Below are 18,525 nucleotides of genomic sequence, written 5' to 3' on the forward strand. Positions count from 1 at the left end.
TTTTTTATTTGCTAGTCGCTTAAACCTGATTATTTTAAAGAAAAGGACTTATTTTATTTATGTTTTTAGAAGGTAAAAAAATTGTTATCATGGGTGTTGCTAACAATAAATCTATTGCTTGGGGCTGTGCTAAAGCAATGAAAGATCAAGGTGCAACATTAATTTATACTTACCAAAATGAACGAATGGAAAAACAATTAGCTAAATTGGCTGAACCAGAAGATTTGCTCATTGAATGTGATGTAACTTCTGATGAATCTATTCGTCGTGCTTTTGGTACAATTGAGGCACGTGTCGGTAAAATTGACGGACTTGTTCATGCTATTGCTTACTCTAAAAAAGAAGAGCTTGGTGGAAATGTTACAGATATCTCTCGCGATGGTTATGCCCTTGCTCAAGATATTTCAGCTTACAGCTTGCTTGCTGTTGCTAAAGCAGCAAAACCATTGCTTAAAAAAGGTTCTGGTATCGTAACTTTGACTTACATGGGTTCAGTTCGTGCCATTCCTAACTACAATGTTATGGGAATTGCTAAAGCAGCTCTTGAATCTACAGTTCGTTATCTTGCTGCTGAAATGGCACATGTAGGTGTTCATGTGAACGGAATTTCTGCAGGAGCAATTAAAACACTTGCGGTTTCTGGAGTTTCAGGTTACAAAGATTTGATTAAAGAATCTGACAGCCGTACAGCCGATGGTGTTGGTGTAACAATTGATGAAGTTGGTCAAACTGCCGCTTTCCTTGTTAGCCCACTTGCCTCAGGTGTCATTGGTGATATTGTTTATGTTGATAAAGGGGTTCATTTAACATAAGAATAAAGAGAAAAATACTGATTATTTTTATCGAGATTGATAAAAATAATCAGTATTTTTTTGACCTCAAGTAATATAAAAGAAACTTAATGTTAACAAAAAATGTATTGAAGTAAATTATTTAAAGCGCTATCATTGTTTTAACGAATAATTGTTATTATACAGAATATTTTTGAATATAGTGGATTATCTCTTGCTTTTGTAGAAAAATTGGATTAAAGAAGAAATGTCAATTTAATTATTTAATATGGAGGTATAAATATGAAACTCATGAAGAAAACTCTTGTAACTCTCGCAGTCACCCTGGGAATATCAGGTGCTCTAAGTCCGGCTGTAAATGCGGCAACTAAAACAACTAATGCTTCTATTTCTGTTTTAAATATTATCACAATGGCGGATCGTGTCTATTTTCAGTATAATGGAAAAGCGATTAGTACAGCTACAGCTTTTCAGAGTGCTCATAGCTTTACTCCGACAAACTGGGTCACTCAAAATGGAATTTCACTTATTAATAAAAATGGTTCTTGGGGACGAATTTATCAAGGAAAATATACTGTGGGCTCAGGTATAAATGCTGGAAAATTTGGACATGTGGGAGTTAGTTTTAATAAGTATATACGGACAACTATTCTTGGAAATGGTCAATGGACCTATTCTACATTTAATTGATAATATTAGTGAAAATATGTACATGATTAAAATTTAGTTGTGTACATATTTTTTATAAAGGAGAATAAATGGAAATTGACATTCAAAATTTATCTTTTAATTTTAAAACACAAAATATTTTTGAGAATACAACAGTTTCTTTCACAGAGGGTAAAATCTCGTTTATTATGGCACCAAACGGTAGAGGGAAGACAACGCTATTGAAACTTATTTTAGGAAGTCTGAATGCGAGCCAAGGTCTTATAAATAATTCAGCTAAAAATAATGATACATATGTCCTATTTGATAATTTAGAACTCTATAAAAATCTAACTGGAATGGACAATATTCTTTTTTTTACAAATTTTAGATATTCTAAATTGACAATTGAAAAGAGAGCTCAACGGTATCTTTCAGAAGAAAGACTGTCAAAACGGGTATCAACCTATTCTCTTGGTGAAGGGAAAAGATTATCATTGATTATATGGAACTTATTAGAACCTTCTTTAACGATGATGGATGAAGTGACAAACGGATTGGATTATGAGAGTTTAAATATTCTTAAGGAAGACCTTATCAGGTCAAAAAACGAGAAAATTATTTTATTAACAGGTCATCAATTTGAGTTTTATGAAGAGATTATTGATGATTTATATGTGATAAAAAATAAAAAAATTTTAAAGGTGGATAAAGGAGGTTTGAAAAAAATTTATGAAAGTAACTTTAATTAAAGAGCTTTTCTATCTTACCAAATCCAAAATTTATCTAGTAATTTTTGGAATAATAATCGGTTTATTGATTTTAGGCATATTCCAAGCAAGCCTTAATTTAAAAGGAGCTGAGAGTCTTTTTATGGAGGACAAACAATCAGATATTAATTTTCAAAAAAATATTCATAAAGATTATTCTATTTCTAATAATGGCAATCAATCTATACTTAATAATGCCACTCGCTATGATTATGAGCAATTAAATCAAGCCAACCAAGCAATCAGTTTTGTGGGATTTCCACAATTCATATTTAAATCTTATGGTATGACAATTATTTCTTTACTTGCTGGTTTCTTTGGAGTACTTGTTGCAAACTATGATTATAAATTTGGAACCTTCAAAAGGAGACTTGGGCAACAGAGTTGGAAGATAATTTTATTAGGAAAATCTGTTGGATTAGTTGTATCATTAATTGTAATGTATTTGCTTATTTTTAGTTTGGCAGCTTGTTCTGGTGAAATTTTACACTTATTCTTTAAGTCTGAAAATGCTGGAGAATATGGGCAATCATTGTATCCCCTTATTAATTCAGATAGTTTTTATTTACTATTTTTTAGCTTTATGATTGGATTAGCATTAGCAATGATGTGTTTTGCGTTAACTTTAGCCAGTAAACGAGCAAACCTGATAGGGAGTGCTTTTATGATTTATTTATTTATCTTACCAAATACTGGTTGCTTCGATTGGAGTAATATGACATTAAATATTTTTGCACCATTTGGTAACCATCTAGGTGTGCCACCTCTTTCAATGACCCAAATCTCTCCTTTATTTATTTTAGTGCTATTTGTGACTTATCTTTTAATTATTCTTACTGGAGGAATGTTGATATTTTTTAAGCATACACGCTATAATATATAAGAAAAGTTACTGACAGAACTCTCATTTTAATCTGAACAAGAAGTTATAGATTCAATAAATAAAAAAATCACTGACAGAAATTCTATCAGTGACTTTTTACTTTTTTAATATCTTGTCAGTAAAAATTACTTACGATTTTGTTTACCAGCATTTCGTCCGCCAGATTTACGTTCCTTTTCATTGCGTTCACTTGTGATTTCTTTGAAATTTTCTTGAACAGAAGTAGGTGTAACATCTTTGAGGCCTTCATTATTGATTTTTGGAGGATTTTTTGTAAATTCTTCATCAATACGACGGCGCATTCTTGGTTTCATGATGAAGGTAATGATGATTTGTTGGATAACAATAACAAAACCACCAACTGCCCAGTAAAGTGCTACTCCAGCAGGTGACATGAATGAGAAGACAACAATCATTGCCGGACTCATAATCAACATTGCCATTCCTGATTTCTTTTGTTCAGGGGTCATTGACAAAGTTGAAATCCAGGTTTGGATGAAGTAAAGCACCCCAGAGATAATAACCAAGACCACACTTGGATGTCCTAAAGGAATCCCATAAAATGTTGAACTTGAAATTCCTGTTGTATAAGCCGCTGCATTATAAAGAGCGATAAAGAAAGGCCATTGAATCAACATTGGTAAGCAACCAATTGATGAAAGCATGTTAATTCCATTATCTTTTTGGGCTGCCATCAATGCTTGTTGAGCTGCCATTTTTTCTTCAGGAGTTTGTGCTTTTTTGAGTCGTTCTTGCAAAGGAGCAAATACGGGAGCAAGATAAGCCATTTTTTCTTGCATATAAGTTGATTTGTAGGCTTGATTTAAACCTAAAGGCAAGATGAGAAAACGGATAATCAGAGTAACAAAAATAATTCCCCAACCATAACCCATGTGCAAGTTATTAGCGAATAAGTCAACAAAAGCAGACATTGGACGAACCAAAAAATTATAGGTAATTCCATGAGTAGCTGCTTCGGTTGGAACGCGGACTCCATCAACAACGTGTGTTTGAACACAGCCAGATAGGAATAACAATCCGGCTGTCATTAAACCAGTCAATGTTAATTTCTTTTTCAAATTTTTCAATATAAGTTCACCTTCTATAAATTAAACATACTCATCTATTTTACCTAAAATTCAGATGAATTTCAATAGGACTAAAGGATGAAAAGCCATTCTGTAGTTTAAAATCTTCAATAATATTTTCTGTCAGCAAAAGAAAAAAGCTGTCAGTAGTGACAGCTTTTTATCAGTGGAAAATTAAGCTTCTTCCATCGCAATAATTGCTTTTAGAATAGCTGCAGTTTCTTTCCAGTCACGAACAGTGATTGTTTCAATTCCCATTTGAACAACAGGGTAATCATTTCCGCCAGGTTGAGTCATGTCACCAAAGTAAAGAATTTCTTCTTTAGTAACATTAAGTTCTTCCATCAAATGATTCATCCCAAATTCTTTATTTTGACCTGGAACAAAACCGTTAATAGTTGTTGTTCCAGCAACTTCAAATTCAAATTCTGGAGCATATTGGCTAGCCAATTTAGCAATTTCATTACGTTTTGTCATGTCTGGGTCCCAAGCTTGTTTAGCTTCAACACCAGCTTTTTGACCGATTGCTGAGTAAGCAATCATCGATTCACGATTTTCATTAATTTCATCACCAGGGGCAAGAACAGATTCATCCCAATGTCCAAGCTCTTTAGCAGCTTTTTCAAGTGCACCCATAATTGCGTTAGCTTGTTCATCAGTCAAAGCGTAATTGAAGACCTGTTTCCATTCGCCATCTTTGTGAGCATAATATTGAGTCCCTTGGGCAACAAACAAATGGAAATTATCCAGATTTGCAGATTCAGGCAAATTATTAATAATTTGAATCAAAAATTGATCATATTTTTGACCAGAAATTGGTGCAATGATATATTTTTGAGACAAAGTAGCCAACAATTCAGCCATCTCAGGGAAAATCGGCATTTTTGGTTCATTGAGTGTGTTGTCAATGTCGAAACTTAATATTTTTTTCATAAGTTTTCTCCTATTTTTTTCTTATCAACGCTTACATTATAACATTTTTTTAATAAAAAAAACAATCTAATAAAAATAGATTGTTTTTTTTCAATTATGAATTGCCTCTTGCTTTACTTAAAGCAGGGACAATTGCCATTGTTAAAATCACAGCGATGATCACTTCTGCAATAGAATTTCCTGTGATAATTGAAGCAAGCAAAGCTCCGAAGGTTTGTTTGGTTACATCATGAAAGAAGAGGAAGATGAAACTTAAAACCAAAAGTGTATTAGTTGCTGTTCCAACAAAAGCGGCTAAACCAGCTCCAAAACGATTTTGTGCCAAACGATAAACGAGGGCAGGAAGAATTCCGACTAGAACACGCGGAACGATGGCAATAACCAATGCCCAGATAGAACCATGATTTGTTCCAGGAACAGGCTGTAAGGGACTAAACATAAAGCTAGAAGGTAGGGTTACGATTGTTGAATTAATAACACTAATCAATCCCATCACTAGACCCAGAAATGCTCCTTTACGAACTCCAAGAACAATTGAACCAATGATTACTGGAATATGGAGCAAAGTTGGAACGATTGGTAAAGGCCAAACGCTATAGATAATTTGGCTCAAAAGTTGGACAACGACCATAATTGCAATAAAAATGGACAAGATTGCCACATCAGACGCTTTTGATTTTTTCATAAATACCTCATTTATTTTATAAAGAATTTTTTAAATCCGATAGAATATCAGGTAAGTCGGCGAGTGCTCCCTCACCAAAATCTCCACAAGCGAGCAAAGATTTTTTCGGTTGAATCATATTATAATCTATTTTCTTAAGAATCTCAATGTTTTTTTGCGTCAAAGGATGTTGATACATTTTAGTATTCATTGCAGGGGCAAAATATTTTGGTACAGAAGGTTCAAGAGCAAGGGCTACAGAAGTGACAATATCATCAGCTCGGCCTTGCGCCAAACGGCTAATTGTATCAGCAGTTGCAGGTGCAACAAGGAAAAGCTCAGTATTTTTAGCTAAATCAATATGATTAACCAATTCAGGACGTTCTTCGTCCATAATATCCAAGTGAACCTTATTTTTGGACAAAACTTGTAGAGTTAAAGGAGTGATGAACTGAGTAGCGCTTTTTGTCATTAAAACTGTCACATCATGTCCCTCTTTTGTCAGTAAAGAAGTTAAATCTGCTGCTTTGTAAGCTGCAATCGAACCTGTTACCGCAAGTGTAATTTTAGTCATTTTTTAATTCCTCCGAGGTTTTTAAAAGTCTGTCAGCAATTTCAGCCTTTGTTTTTAAAGTAATTTCATGATTTTTACTGACCAAAAATGCTTGATGGTCATTTCCATGAATATTTTCTAAATCATTCGCTAAAATAAAATCAGCATGATTTGTCAGTAATTTTTCTCTGGCCACAGAAAGAAGCTCAGATTTTTCTACACCAACCAATAATTTAAAACCAAAAAGTAAAACATTTGGATTCCATTCTTTAATATAAGAAATAATTTTTGGCGTTTTTTCTAGGAGCATGATTTGATAATCAGATTTTGAAGAAATTTTCCCAACTTTCTCAGGACGAAAATTTAAAAGCTCCTCTTTAGAAAACTTGTCAGTAAAATTTTCAAGACCTGTCATATAAATAGGACGATAATCACTGACAGCCATACTATGGATAACAACATCCATGTTAGGGACTAAGTTTTTCATCTGTTCATAAAGGTCATGAGTTCCTTCAATCGGAATATAGGTCAGTCTGTCAGTAAATTCAGGAAGTTTAGCCTGAAGTCCAGCTAATAAATAGACTTCATGACCAGCATTTAAAAATTTTTCAGCAGTCACTTTTCCGAGACTTCCTGTTGCAAAATTACTGATGCCACGAACGTTGTCAATAGGTTCCGTTGTTCCACCAGAAGTAATCAAAACTTTCATTTTTCACCAGTTTCTTTTAGAGTTGCTTTCATTTTATCCTAATAAAAATATTTTTTCAAGAGAAGTTTATTTACTAAAAATTTACTGACAGCTTAAATAAAAAAGCCATCAATTACTGACAGCTTTGATTGGCTCAAATGAAAACTTATTTCTTCTTTTTCATTTCTCCGCCTTGATAGAGCATTCCTTCTGGAAGGTCATTAAAGATGACATGAATTGCTGAAGTAGGTGCTCCAGCATGTTTAGAGATTGATTCAGTAATTTCTTTAGCAATTATAGCTTTTTGCTCAACTGTACGACCTTCAAAAAGTTCAACATGGACATATGGCATAATAAATTCTCTTTTCTATATGATTATGAGCATATTTTATCATATTTAAATAGAAAAAAGTTTAACGAATCAAAAATAACATTTTTACCGTTTGCAGGACTTCTCAGAACTATGTTAAGATAGAACAAAGTATTCTTAAAAATACTATATAATTGAAATCAAAAATTGAAATTGAGAAGAAATAGAGAGTAAAAAATATGTCTTTAAAAGGATTAACAAGTTTTGAGGTTGAAGAACGGATTCGCCAAGGAAAGATAAATAAAAATATAGATGAGACGGATCGTCCTGTTTGGGAAATTGTAAAACGAAATACTTTTACATTTTTCAACTTAATATTTGCAGTCATTGCGATTCTAATCAGTTTAGTTCAAGCATGGAATCAGCTTATTTTCCTTCCAATAATTATCATTAATACAATTGTCGGAATTTATCAAGAAATCAAAGCCAAACGCTATTTGGACCAAATGACTCTCTTGCACGCTCCGCAATCCACAGTGATAAGGAATGGTAAACAAGAAAAAATTGCTTCAGATGATTTGGTTGAAGAAGATATTATTATTCTTAAAACAGGAAATCAAATTGTCGCTGACGCTCGCATTGTCGAAGGAAGTATTTTTGTCAATGAATCACTTTTGACAGGTGAAGCTGACGAAATTGAAAAAAATGTTGATGACAAACTTCTGTCAGGAAGTTTTGTTGTGTCAGGAGAAGCCAAAGTCATTTTGGAAAAAGTCGGAAAAGATTCCTACATTTCCAAATTAACAGAACAAGCCAAATTAGTTGACCATGGTGAAGACTCTGAGATGTTACGTGCCCTCAATAAATTATTAAAGTGGGTCAGCTTTATTATTCTTCCGATAGCAGTCATTTTATTTACCCAAAATTACTTTGTCAATCATAATACACTTCAAACCAGTGTTGTAGCAATGGTGGCAGCGGTTATCGGAATGATTCCAGAGGGGTTGTATCTTTTAACAACCATTGCCTTAACCCTCAGTAGTGTGAAATTGGCTCGTAATCAAGTGCTATTGCACAATATGAAAAGTATTGAATCCTTAGCGCGTGTCGACGTTCTATGTGTTGATAAAACAGGAACAATCACAGAACCCAGAATGTCAGTTGAGCAAGTATTTGTTAGCCCAAGTAGTAACATAAGCGAAGCGAAATTTATGTCTCTTTTATCTGACTACATCTCAGCAAATACTGATGACAATGACACCATGAAAGCAATTCGAGAGTTTATGCTTGCAAAAGGTGACCTTCAAAATCAAATGACCGGTGTTAAAAAAATTATTCCATTTTCATCAAAAGTAAAATATAGTGCTGTTTGTTTTGAAAATGAAAGTTATCTTTTAGGCGCACCAGAAATTGTTTTAGGGAAAACTTATGAGAAAATTAGCTCTGAAATCAATCATCTCTTAGAAGAAGGCTTTCGTGTCCTAGTTTTAGCGGGAACAAAAGAAAAAAATTATGACCAACTTAATTTGGGGGCTTACGCACTTGGCTACGTTGTGTTAGCCAATCCCATCAGAGAAAAAGCTAAATTGACATTTAACTACTTTGCAGAGCAAGGAGTCAATATCAAAGTTATTTCAGGTGATAACCCTCAAACCGTGTCGGCAGTTGCAAAAAGAGCCGGAATTACTGGGGCTGAACGTTTCATTGATGCAAATTTATTGAAAACGAAAGAAGATTTAGACCAAGCGGTCGAATCATATACCGTTTTTGGACGTGTGACACCTGACCAAAAACGCCGTCTCGTTCAAGCCCTCAAACGTAAAGATCATACTGTCGCAATGACCGGAGATGGTGTTAATGATATTTTAGCCATGAAGAGTGCTGATTGTAGCATTGCCATGGCTTCCGGAAGTGATGCCGCGACCCAAGTTGCACAAGTTGTCTTATTAGATTCAGATTTTGGGCATATGACACAAGTAGTCACAGAAGGACGTCGAGTCGTCAATAACGTCCAACGTTCAGCCATTCTTTTCCTTGTAAAAAATCTCTTTTCAATCATCTTGGCAATTATCTCAGCAATCTTTGTCTTCACCTATCCCTTACAAGCTTCACAACTTTCACTTATCAGTTTATTCACCATTGGGATTCCAGGATTCTTACTCTCTTTAGAAGAAAATGACAAACGAATTGAAAAAGATTTTATTAAAAATGTTATCTTAAAAGCATTACCAGCCAGCTTGACTGAAATTACAGCCGTTTTAGGAGTCGTTATTGCTGGAGCTGCCTTCAAATTGACGGCATCAGAAATTTCAACTTCAGCAGTTATTTTACTAGCTGTTGTTGGATTTATGATTTTAACTAAAATCAGTGCACCACTCAACCGTTTTAAAATGGGAATTATCATTTTTAATATTGTTGGGATAATTATCTCAGGTTTCATGTTCAATTCCCTCTTCTCTATCAGCAAAATTTCGTTAGACAGTTTTGTTCTGGTTGCACTGCTTTCCCTCTTTTCTGAATCACTTTTCAGAAACTTTGATTCTCTTCTAAAAAAATATTTCAAATAACAAATAATAATTAAATAGAAAGATTAAATGAACGAAATAAGTAAAGTAAAAAGAAGCCAAGTTCTTATTGAAAAATTGGTAAACTTGTGGGAAAATTCGGTTAAAGCCAGTCATTTATTTTTATCAAACAAAGAGATAGAAGAAATAAAAAAATATGTTCCTCAAGCCCTAAGAGAAATTGAACATTTGATAGTTGAAACAGATAAGACAGAAAATCCGATAGCCTTCATGGGAATTTATAAAAACAAACTTGAAATGTTGTTTATTAGCCCTGTACACATGAAAACAGGATTAGGCAGAAAGTTAATTGAAGAAGCAATTGAAAATTATTCGGTAAATGAACTTGTAGTGAATGAACAAAATCCGAAAGCCAAAGGATTTTATGAGCATTTAGGCTTTAAAGTTTATAAAAGAAATCCAATTGATGAACAAGGAAATCAATATCCAATTCTTTTTATGCATTTGGGTTGATAATCAAAAATCTCACATTTGAACAGTGGGATTTTTTTAATACACGTGAAGAGATTAGGGTAGAAGGCTATGTTATAATAGAATAGATTAAACACAAGGAGTTTGAATGGCTTTTTTAATAATATCCCTGATTATCATGCTAATTGGCCTGCTAAGATTAAAAATCAATAAACGAAGTATAATAGGAGGAATTTTTCTAGCCTCAGGTTTGATATTGAGCCTAGCCTCTCTGTTTTTTGAATTATTAAACCTTATTTATCTTTATCTTCCGTCGGGTGATTTTGCAACTTTGATAATTGCTTATGGAATCCTTCCCTTAATATTTTTATTGGTCTGTGGATATTTCATTTTTAACTCAAAAACAATGAGAACTAAAGAAGGTAAAAGTGCCACTGCAAAATTATCTGCTCTATTTGGCTTAAATCTACTCATTGCTTTTCCAGCACTCTTTATGTTATTAACATTTTCAACGAAAACAATACCACAAATAATCTGGTACATTCTTCTTTATATTTTACTTATTGATATAATTCTCTGTTTTTTGTTTGCTGCCTACATTTTATATTCGTGGATGAGCCAAATGATTCCTTTACAAAAAAAGATAGATTATATTATCATTTTGGGTTCAGGTGTTAGAAGTGAAGAAGTTCCACCCTTGTTAAAGAGTCGATTGGACAAAGGAATTGAATATTACCAGAAAAATCCTACAGCCAAATTTGTTGTTAGTGGCGGACAGGGAGCGGATGAGCCTGTATCAGAAGCCTTCGCCATGCGAAAATACCTTCAATCACAAAACATTCCTAATCATCAAATTCTTTTTGAAGATAAATCCACCACTACTTATGAGAATATGTTATTTTCTAAAAGGATAATTAATGAGGATTGGTCAGATAAAGAAATATCCCCTTCAATCATTTTTTCAACCAATAATTATCATGTTCTCAGAGGAAGTTTATATGCGCAAAGAGTAAAATTAAAAGCCCAAGGAGTAGGGGCACCTACAGCACTTTATTTCTTACCTACGGCCTTAATTCGTGAATATATCGCATTACTCTTACATAGAAAAATTATCCTTTTTAGTGTATTGGGAGGTGTTTTAATGCTTATTATTATCTCCCTTCTTCCTATTTAAAAAATATTAGCAAACCTCAAGAAAAAGATGTTTTTCTTGAGGTTTTTAGTAGTCGTTTTTTCATTACAAAAATGTAAGAAGAAGGCATCGGACTTGATGTTAGAATGAAAGAGTAGCTAAATTGTAAAAAGAAAAAAAGGAAAGATATAGAATGAAGAAAATACTAATAGCGCTAATTATCATGGTACCAATTGCCATTACCGGATTTCTCGGTTATGACTTTTTCAAAAAAAATTTTGCTCATGTTCACGGTATAATCATGTATAGTGATAATAAGGATGAAGCAGATACTATATTAGAAAATAATAAAAAATATATTGATAAAAGTTTAACTGTAGAAGGTAAATACAGTTCAAAATCAGATGTTTTAGTCTTGAATACTCAAGCTGCTAATAAATTAATAAATGAAAAAGTTTTTAATAGCGTAACCAAAAAAGGAGATAAGTTTAAATTTAAGACAGTAGAAAACTTATCAGCCGAGCCAGCTTTGTGGACAGGAAAGGAAGATAAAACAATAACTGATGATAAAGGACAGTCAGTGAAACCTAAAAGTACAAAATATATTGTTCTAGGAGAATACAGTGCCACTTCTAAGCTATTGATTCTTAATGATGAAGATTATCAAAAATTTGATGCAAAAGCTAAATTTGTAAGTGTAATAAAAGAAAAACGAGATGCTGATAAAGTGCTTAAAAGCTACATTACGAGTGGTTCAATTCCCTCACAGATATTCCCTTACAAATAATAAAAATGACTAAAAATAACTCTTATAAAATGTTACTGGAAATTTTTCTAGTGACATTTTTATTTTTATACAAATTAAAGATGATTATACTAAGTTATAAAGTTATCAAGCGAATAAGCCAGCTTAACTCACTATTTATGTAATAATATAGGTACAGTAATCAAAAGAACGCATACATAATGAAGGGGAGAGAAGTATGACTAGTAATAAACTAAAAGCATTGGGACAACTAATATTATTTATTGTAGGAATTGAGCTAATTGGTGGCCTATCTGGCCTCTTGGCGGGGGATATTAAAGGGATTTATAATAATCTTAGACTCCCACCCCTAGCGCCACCAGACTATCTTTTTGGGATTGTTTGGCCTGTATTATATGCTCTTATCGCCATTTCCGCCTATTTGATTTTTTATAAGCTGAAAACTCAAAGAAGTGAGGGCCAAAATGCTTTATTCTATTTTGGAATACAACTTATCTTAAACTTTATTTGGAGTATTATTTTTTTCAAAGGATATTTTTGGTTAGGAGTTATTATTATTCTCTTACTAGATTTTATTGTTTATCTCTGCATCATTAAATTTTCAAAAATTAATAAGTGGTCTGCATTCCTTCTAATTCCTTATTTTATTTGGATTATTTTCGCAACATATTTGAGTGTAACAGTTGCTATCTTGAACTAAATAATTTGAGGAGAATCTGATGGTTTGGGCAATAAATAATGATTATATAACATAAAAATTTTGATATTCATGAGTATGTACATCTGTAAAACTGAAAGCTATAGATTGGAGAAAAATAATGAATTTTATTAAACCCTTTATTATAAGTGGAGTAATTTTTTTAATTTTAGATATTTGCTGGCTCTTTTTTGCAAATAAAAAAATCTATCAGCCAAATATTGGTAACTTGATGGGAGATTTTAAAGTTATTCCGGCCATTATCTTCTATATTATTTATCTAGGAGCACTAACATTTTTTGTATTAATGCCCGGACTTGAAAAAAATAGTATAACTTACGTCTTACTGAGTGGTGCTCTACTAGGATTAGTATGTTATTCTACATACGATTTAACAAATTTGGCATCAATTAAAGACTGGTCACTAATGGTAACAATAATTGATATTATTTGGGGGACTTTTGTAAGCTCTTTGAGTGCAAGTCTTTCATTTCTTGTGATTACAAAGTTTATGGAAGGATAAAGAATGGAAAAGTTAAAATCTGAAGACCGTCTACTAGAAAGTATCATAGCAGGAGCGCAAAAGGTCATTAGTGGAAAGGATGAACTAAACAAAATAAATGTATTCCCAGTTGCCGATGGAGACACAGGGAGTAATTTAGCATCTTTAATGCAAACAATTATTGATAATTTATCTAATAATAATTATTCAACGAACCTTTTATTTGATGAAGTAGCTTCGGCAGCGCTCATTGGGGCTCGGGGAAATTCTGGAATTATTTTTGCCCAGTACTTAAATGCCGTTTCAGATTACTATAGTGTATATGAAACTAACTTAGAAATACTTGTTTTAGCTTTCAACAGAGCAGTAAAGAGCGCCTATGATTCTTTGATTGAGCCCAAAGAAGGAACGATTTTATCAGTTATGAAAAGATGGGCAGAAGTATTACTGATTACTTTTAAAGAAAGTACATCTTTTGAAAAAGCCTTGCTAGAAGCAAAAGGAGAAGCTTGGAAAGCTCTTAAGGAAACACAATTTCAGATGTCAATTTTAAAAAAGAATAAACTCGTTGACTCTGGAGCGAAAGGTTTTTACTACTTTATATCCGGTTTTACTGACGCTTACTGTGGAGAAAAGGTAAGTAAGATGCAAGAAGGACTTATCCCCAGCATAAAAGAATTAAATAAAGAAGAAATTAAAGAACACTTTATATCTGAAGCACCTAAAAATAGATATTGTTCAGAATTTATTATCAAAGAGCCCCTAAAACAAGAAAAAGACTTAAAAGAATTACTAAGGAAATGGGGAGATTCTTTAGTTATCGCTGGAAATAAAAAACGAATAAAGATTCATATCCATACTAACCATCCAGAAAATATATTAGCATTGTTAGAAAAAACAGGAACGATTATCTATCAAAAAGTTGATGATATGCAATTACAATATGAAATATCACAAAATAGAAAAGCATCTTTTGCTATTGTCACAGATTCTGTTGCCGATTTATCTGCTGATTTTATACTTGAAAATCAAATTTTTGTTTTACCTTTGAATGTTTCAGTAGGTGAGCAAGCCTTTTTAGATAAACTTACAATCAATCCTCAAATTTTTTCAGAAAAGTATAATAAGAATTTAAAAATGACAACTTCTCAACCAAGCATTCAATCTGTTGATTCACTTTTCTCCTTTTTAGAAGGAAAATATGAACATATCATCGTGATTTCAGTTTCTTCAAAACTAAGTGGCACTTATCAACTTCTCAACCAAAGAATTAGAGCAAAGAAATCCTTAGAAAACCGAGTACATCTTATAGATTCCAAATTAAATTCAGTGGCTCAAGGACTACTAGTTAAACAAGTTGCCAAATTGATTAGTGAAGAGCGTTCTATTGAATCAGTACTTAATGAAACAGAAAAAATAACTGACCGGATATTTATTTATGTGGCAGTAGAAGATTTATCGCCAATGATAAATTCGGGAAGAATTCCAAAAATTTTGGGAGAAACCGCACAAAAACTTTCAATGCATCCAATTATTAGTCTTGATAAAAGAGGAAACGGAAAGCTGATTGGTGCTTCTTTTAGTCAAAATAAGAGTATGGATAAAATTTTGAAAAAAATTAACCTATTGTCAAAAGAAGGACAAATCGAAGAATTAGCTTTGACACATGTTTTATCCGAAGAATCAGCTTTAAAGATAAATGAACTATTGAAAGAAAAAACTACTAAAAACTGTGAAATTATAGACAGTTCAGCAGCAATTGGAATTTCTGCGGGGATTGGAAGTTTAGCAATTGCCGGACTATTAAAGGAGGTCAAATGATTTATATAGCCGTTTTGGTAACTTTATTACTTTATTTCATCTGTTGGTTTCTTATTGCGACATCTAAGAAGAATTACGGATTGATAGATATTGCTTGGGGCGGAGGATTTGTTCTTACAGCTGTGGTCTCTTATTTATTTTCTCCGAGAATTACGATTCAAAATAGCCTAATCTTAGTATTAGTCATATTATGGGGAGTACGTTTAGCAATTCATTTAGGAAGACGAAATTGGAATAAACCCGAGGATTATCGCTATACAAATATGCGTAAAAGGTGGGGCAATAATTTTCCGAAATTGAAAGCTTTTCTAACGGTATTTATGGTGCAATATCTTTTGTTAATCATTATTTCACTCCCAATTATTCAAGTCAATTCAAATGTTAATTCTCAAATTTATTGGTGGCAAATTTTAGGAATAATAATTTGGATATTTGGCTTTATCTTTGAAGTTTTTGGAGATCGTCAGTTAGAAGTCTTTAAAAAACTCCCCCAAAATAAAGGAAAACTATTGACTAGTGGCCTGTGGTCACTAACACGACATCCTAATTATTTTGGCGAGTCAATGTGTTGGTGGGGAATATTCTTAATCTCTTTGACGACTTTATCGACGCTTTGGTTGGTTATTAGTCCTCTATTGATTACTAGTCTCCTTTTATTTGTATCTGGTGTACCAATTCTTGAAAAGAAATATAAGAATCGTGAAGATTTTAAAGAATATGCAAAAAATACCCCGAAGTTTGTTCCTTTTATTGGTAAAAAGGGCTTATAAGACCGAGTTTTGAATCATAAAGGCCCCTAATTTTAGTAATTTTCCTTTTTATTCTTATATAAAACAACATTCGTATGCTTTCAAAATTGTAAGCTTATTAACCCAGCTCCTTGATATAATAAGGGTATAAAATAAAGGGAGAACATATCGTGAAAAAAATATTAGTAGGATTGTTAGCTATTATGGTTATGATAATCGCTTCAGGATATACATATTATAAGATGAATTATGGTGGAGAAAGTTACTATGTTCAAGTATTAGTTAATGGTGAGCGAGAAGAGACGACTGCTGATGATCATACACCAATGGTAATTTATCATTATAAACTTGATTCATTCAATTCAAAAGGAGATAAAAAGTTAGTAAAGTTTATGGCTAGTCATAATTTAAGAAATCAAGCCTATTTAGAACTGACTTATAACAAGCATAAGGGCGTAACAAACTGGAATGAAGTCCAAGAAAAAGAAATACCAAAACCTGCATTAAAAGAGCTACAAAAGTTAGAAAACTAATTTCAATTTTCCTTATCTAGACAAAGAATTTGTATGCTAGTGAGATAAAAGAAGTTAGTGGATAGATTAAATATTTTATCGATATAATGATAGTGTCAAAAGAAAAAGGGAGAAATATATGGCTTTTAATATCTGTGTAAATCTTTATGTAAAAGAAGTAGAAAAAGAAGTAGATTTTTTCAGGTCAATCGGTTTTGTAGAAATTGAAAGACATAAGATGGAAAATTCAGATTCAGTTGTAATTGCACCGCTATCAGATGGCAATGCTTTTTTACAAATTTGGGATATCGAGTTTATAAAAAAAGTCTCACCCGAAGTTGCGAATGATAAACCTTCATTACTATTCACAGTAGATAATATAGAAGAGATGAATGAAAAATTAAAGAAAATTACTCCTACAACAAGCGACTTGATGGATGCTAACGGGAAAAAAGCATTTAATTTCCAAAGCCCTTCGGGTAACTATTATGCTTTTATGGAACTTTAATTATATCTAATTTTATAATAGTACTTAAAAACTGTCATTAAAGGCAGTTCTTTTTATTTAAATGAGAAAATAAAGAAATCATATAAATTTTTATTCTGTGTAATCTAAAATATTTGCAAAAACAAGTAAAATATTTTATTATATGACTTATCAATCATTGACTCGTCAAGTATTTATTTTTCCAAAAATGGAAAAATAAATATCAATAAATAAAAAGGAATAAAAATTATGATTATTGTAAATGCTAAATTTTATATTAAAGAAGATAAAAAAACTCAATTCTTAAAAGAGATAGAAGGTCTGATTTCGGCTTCCAAAAAGGATGAAGGATGTCTGGAATACTCTCTTTATGAATCTACGGATAATCAGCTTGAATTTGTGATGATAGAAAATTGGGAATCACAGGAAGCGATCGAAAAACATAACACTAATCCCCTTTTGGTAGCGTTTGCTAAGAACTTGAGCACTTATAGTTCAAAAAAACCAGTTCTACAAATTGCGGAAACAAAGTAAAAAATAATTAACAATATAAAAAGATAGAGCAAGAAAAATATTGCTCTATCTTTTTATATTATAGGGAAAGAAATTAATGAAGAATCTTCTAAGGTTTAGAAGGTAAAACGGGGAAAGGAAAAGTAATCGCTCAACTATATTTTAGATATGGAAATATTACTGGATTCCTTTATAACAATGCATTATAGAAACTAAAATAAAATTTAGTGTGCAGAATTTAAAAGACATAAAACAACAAGATACCATTGAAAAATATGGAAACTTATAAAATAAAAAGTCACTAAAGTTTAGTGACTTTTTATTTATCCTTTACTTGGTATGAATGGAATGATTGACTGTGCGAGGGCTTCAATATTTCTACTTTGAATCAGGATTTTTCCCTTACCTCGAAATTTATTAACTAACCCTTCTCCTGTCTTAAAACCAAATGTTCCGGAAGCAACTTCAATTGAATAACTCAAAGATTCAGTCCATGCTAAAACATGTTGATTATCAACTACAAAATCTTCTGTTCCATCAAGAGCTATTTCTACAATATCCCCGTAACCGCTGATTAACATCTTTCCGCTGCCCTGTGTTTTCATCACAAAAAGACCACCGGTTCCTCCAAATAATGCTCCATCTAATTTTTGACGTTCCATTATGTAATGGACACCACTCTCACTAACGAGGAATGCCCCTGTGTTAAGTTTCCACTGTTCTTGACCGACAAGAATTTCCTTGATTGAACCAAGGCTAGCAGGAGCAAGCGAAATTTTACCATTTGCACCTATTGCGCTTGCTTTAGTAATAAAGAAACTTTCTCCACTTGTAATTGAACGACCAAGAGCTTTTAAAGCACCTCCAAGTCCTCCTTTTCCATTGCTGTTCATTTTTCCTTCAAGTTTAACAGCAGCGTTATGATAGACCATCGCTCCAGACTCAATTTGAATCTCTTCATTATTGTTAAGACTAATCTCCACTAGTGGTGCCATTGATGTTGAACTTAGTTGATATTCCAT

At 32.5% G+C, this 18,525-nt stretch carries 22 protein-coding genes; 15 read left to right on the forward strand and 7 right to left on the reverse strand.

What is annotated here, in order from left to right:
- Nucleotides 1-59: 59 nt before the first annotated feature.
- The 4 genes from fabI (at nt 60) to AB6B24_RS09645 (ending at nt 3,092) form a co-directional block, all read left to right on the forward strand.
- Complete coding sequence (gene fabI / locus AB6B24_RS09630; protein WP_012897290.1) at nt 60-812, forward strand: enoyl-ACP reductase FabI; 753 nt, start codon at nt 60-62, stop codon at nt 810-812.
- A 261-nt stretch (nt 813-1,073) separates the two neighbouring features.
- Nucleotides 1,074-1,481, forward strand: coding sequence for a hypothetical protein (locus AB6B24_RS09635; RefSeq protein ID WP_003130500.1), 408 nt, complete (start codon nt 1,074-1,076; stop codon nt 1,479-1,481).
- Nucleotides 1,482-1,549: 68 nt separating this feature from the next.
- Nucleotides 1,550-2,191: an ATP-binding cassette domain-containing protein gene (locus AB6B24_RS09640; RefSeq protein WP_021469141.1), complete on the forward strand. Its 642-nt coding sequence runs from the start codon at nt 1,550-1,552 to the stop codon at nt 2,189-2,191.
- Nucleotides 2,172-3,092 carry an ABC transporter permease gene (locus AB6B24_RS09645; RefSeq protein ID WP_311804313.1) on the forward strand — a complete coding sequence of 307 codons (921 nt, stop codon included), beginning with the start codon at nt 2,172-2,174 and terminating at the stop codon, nt 3,090-3,092. The genes AB6B24_RS09640 and AB6B24_RS09645 overlap by 20 nt, the downstream gene beginning before the upstream one ends.
- A 125-nt stretch (nt 3,093-3,217) precedes the next feature.
- Here AB6B24_RS09645 and yidC read toward each other — a convergent pair whose 3' ends face one another.
- From yidC to AB6B24_RS09675, 6 genes are all read right to left on the reverse strand, one after another.
- A complete protein-coding gene (yidC, locus tag AB6B24_RS09650; RefSeq protein ID WP_003130506.1) occupies nt 3,218-4,180 on the reverse strand; it encodes a membrane protein insertase YidC in 963 nt (320 codons plus the stop codon).
- Nucleotides 4,181-4,354: 174 nt separating this feature from the next.
- Nucleotides 4,355-5,113, reverse strand: a complete 759-nt coding sequence (locus tag AB6B24_RS09655) for an HAD-IIB family hydrolase (protein WP_003130508.1) — start codon at nt 5,111-5,113, stop codon at nt 4,355-4,357.
- A 94-nt stretch (nt 5,114-5,207) separates the two neighbouring features.
- Nucleotides 5,208-5,798 (reverse strand): ECF transporter S component, encoded by a 591-nt coding sequence (locus AB6B24_RS09660; protein WP_003130510.1) that lies wholly within the window; start codon nt 5,796-5,798, stop codon nt 5,208-5,210.
- A 16-nt stretch (nt 5,799-5,814) separates the two neighbouring features.
- Entirely contained in the window at nt 5,815-6,351 is a 537-nt protein-coding gene (gene coaC, locus AB6B24_RS09665; RefSeq protein WP_003130511.1) for a phosphopantothenoylcysteine decarboxylase, read from the reverse strand.
- Nucleotides 6,344-7,039 (reverse strand): phosphopantothenate--cysteine ligase, encoded by a 696-nt coding sequence (locus AB6B24_RS09670; protein ID WP_311804312.1) that lies wholly within the window; start codon nt 7,037-7,039, stop codon nt 6,344-6,346. Before AB6B24_RS09670 ends, coaC begins: the two co-directional genes overlap by 8 nt.
- Before the next feature lie 145 nt (nt 7,040-7,184).
- Nucleotides 7,185-7,370, reverse strand: a complete 186-nt coding sequence (locus AB6B24_RS09675) for a 2-hydroxymuconate tautomerase (protein ID WP_003130513.1) — start codon at nt 7,368-7,370, stop codon at nt 7,185-7,187.
- 197 nt (nt 7,371-7,567) lie between these two features.
- On the opposite strand from AB6B24_RS09675, the gene AB6B24_RS09680 reads away from it, so the two are divergent.
- The 11 genes from AB6B24_RS09680 (at nt 7,568) to AB6B24_RS09730 (ending at nt 17,524) form a co-directional block, all read left to right on the forward strand.
- Nucleotides 7,568-9,895: a cation-translocating P-type ATPase gene (locus tag AB6B24_RS09680; protein ID WP_311804311.1), complete on the forward strand. Its 2,328-nt coding sequence runs from the start codon at nt 7,568-7,570 to the stop codon at nt 9,893-9,895.
- 27 nt (nt 9,896-9,922) lie between these two features.
- Complete coding sequence (locus tag AB6B24_RS09685) at nt 9,923-10,366, forward strand: GNAT family N-acetyltransferase (RefSeq protein WP_029344912.1); 444 nt, start codon at nt 9,923-9,925, stop codon at nt 10,364-10,366.
- Nucleotides 10,367-10,472: 106 nt separating this feature from the next.
- The gene (locus tag AB6B24_RS09690) at nt 10,473-11,498 is read left to right on the forward strand and encodes a YdcF family protein (RefSeq protein WP_057720353.1); all 1,026 of its coding nucleotides are present in this window, start codon (nt 10,473-10,475) and stop codon (nt 11,496-11,498) included.
- Between the two features lie 151 nt (nt 11,499-11,649).
- Nucleotides 11,650-12,243 (forward strand): lipoprotein BA_5634 family protein, encoded by a 594-nt coding sequence (locus AB6B24_RS09695; RefSeq protein ID WP_311804310.1) that lies wholly within the window; start codon nt 11,650-11,652, stop codon nt 12,241-12,243.
- Nucleotides 12,244-12,439: 196 nt separating this feature from the next.
- Nucleotides 12,440-12,922 (forward strand): TspO/MBR family protein, encoded by a 483-nt coding sequence (locus tag AB6B24_RS09700; RefSeq protein ID WP_311802267.1) that lies wholly within the window; start codon nt 12,440-12,442, stop codon nt 12,920-12,922.
- Nucleotides 12,923-13,040: 118 nt separating this feature from the next.
- Nucleotides 13,041-13,442, forward strand: coding sequence for a DUF2177 family protein (locus AB6B24_RS09705; RefSeq protein WP_003130519.1), 402 nt, complete (start codon nt 13,041-13,043; stop codon nt 13,440-13,442).
- A gap of 3 nt (nt 13,443-13,445) precedes the next feature.
- On the forward strand, nt 13,446-15,242 hold the full coding sequence (locus tag AB6B24_RS09710; protein WP_311804309.1) for a DegV family protein: 1,797 nt from the start codon (nt 13,446-13,448) through the stop codon (nt 15,240-15,242).
- Nucleotides 15,239-16,012: a DUF1295 domain-containing protein gene (locus tag AB6B24_RS09715; protein ID WP_259758308.1), complete on the forward strand. Its 774-nt coding sequence runs from the start codon at nt 15,239-15,241 to the stop codon at nt 16,010-16,012. Before AB6B24_RS09710 ends, AB6B24_RS09715 begins: the two co-directional genes overlap by 4 nt.
- 149 nt (nt 16,013-16,161) lie before the next feature.
- Nucleotides 16,162-16,524, forward strand: a complete 363-nt coding sequence (locus AB6B24_RS09720; RefSeq protein ID WP_047205737.1) for a YxeA family protein — start codon at nt 16,162-16,164, stop codon at nt 16,522-16,524.
- Nucleotides 16,525-16,642: 118 nt separating this feature from the next.
- The gene (locus tag AB6B24_RS09725) at nt 16,643-17,011 is read left to right on the forward strand and encodes a glyoxalase/bleomycin resistance/dioxygenase family protein (protein ID WP_047205738.1); all 369 of its coding nucleotides are present in this window, start codon (nt 16,643-16,645) and stop codon (nt 17,009-17,011) included.
- A 228-nt stretch (nt 17,012-17,239) separates the two neighbouring features.
- Nucleotides 17,240-17,524: a putative quinol monooxygenase gene (locus tag AB6B24_RS09730; protein ID WP_259746089.1), complete on the forward strand. Its 285-nt coding sequence runs from the start codon at nt 17,240-17,242 to the stop codon at nt 17,522-17,524.
- A 302-nt stretch (nt 17,525-17,826) separates the two neighbouring features.
- Here the strand turns inward: AB6B24_RS09730 and AB6B24_RS09735 are convergent, their stop codons facing one another.
- A complete protein-coding gene (locus AB6B24_RS09735; RefSeq protein WP_311804307.1) occupies nt 17,827-18,525 on the reverse strand; it encodes a TIGR00266 family protein in 699 nt (232 codons plus the stop codon).

Source organism: Lactococcus sp. AK05, assembly GCF_041026685.1.
Taxonomy (GTDB): Bacteria; Bacillota; Bacilli; order Lactobacillales; family Streptococcaceae; genus Lactococcus; species Lactococcus lactis.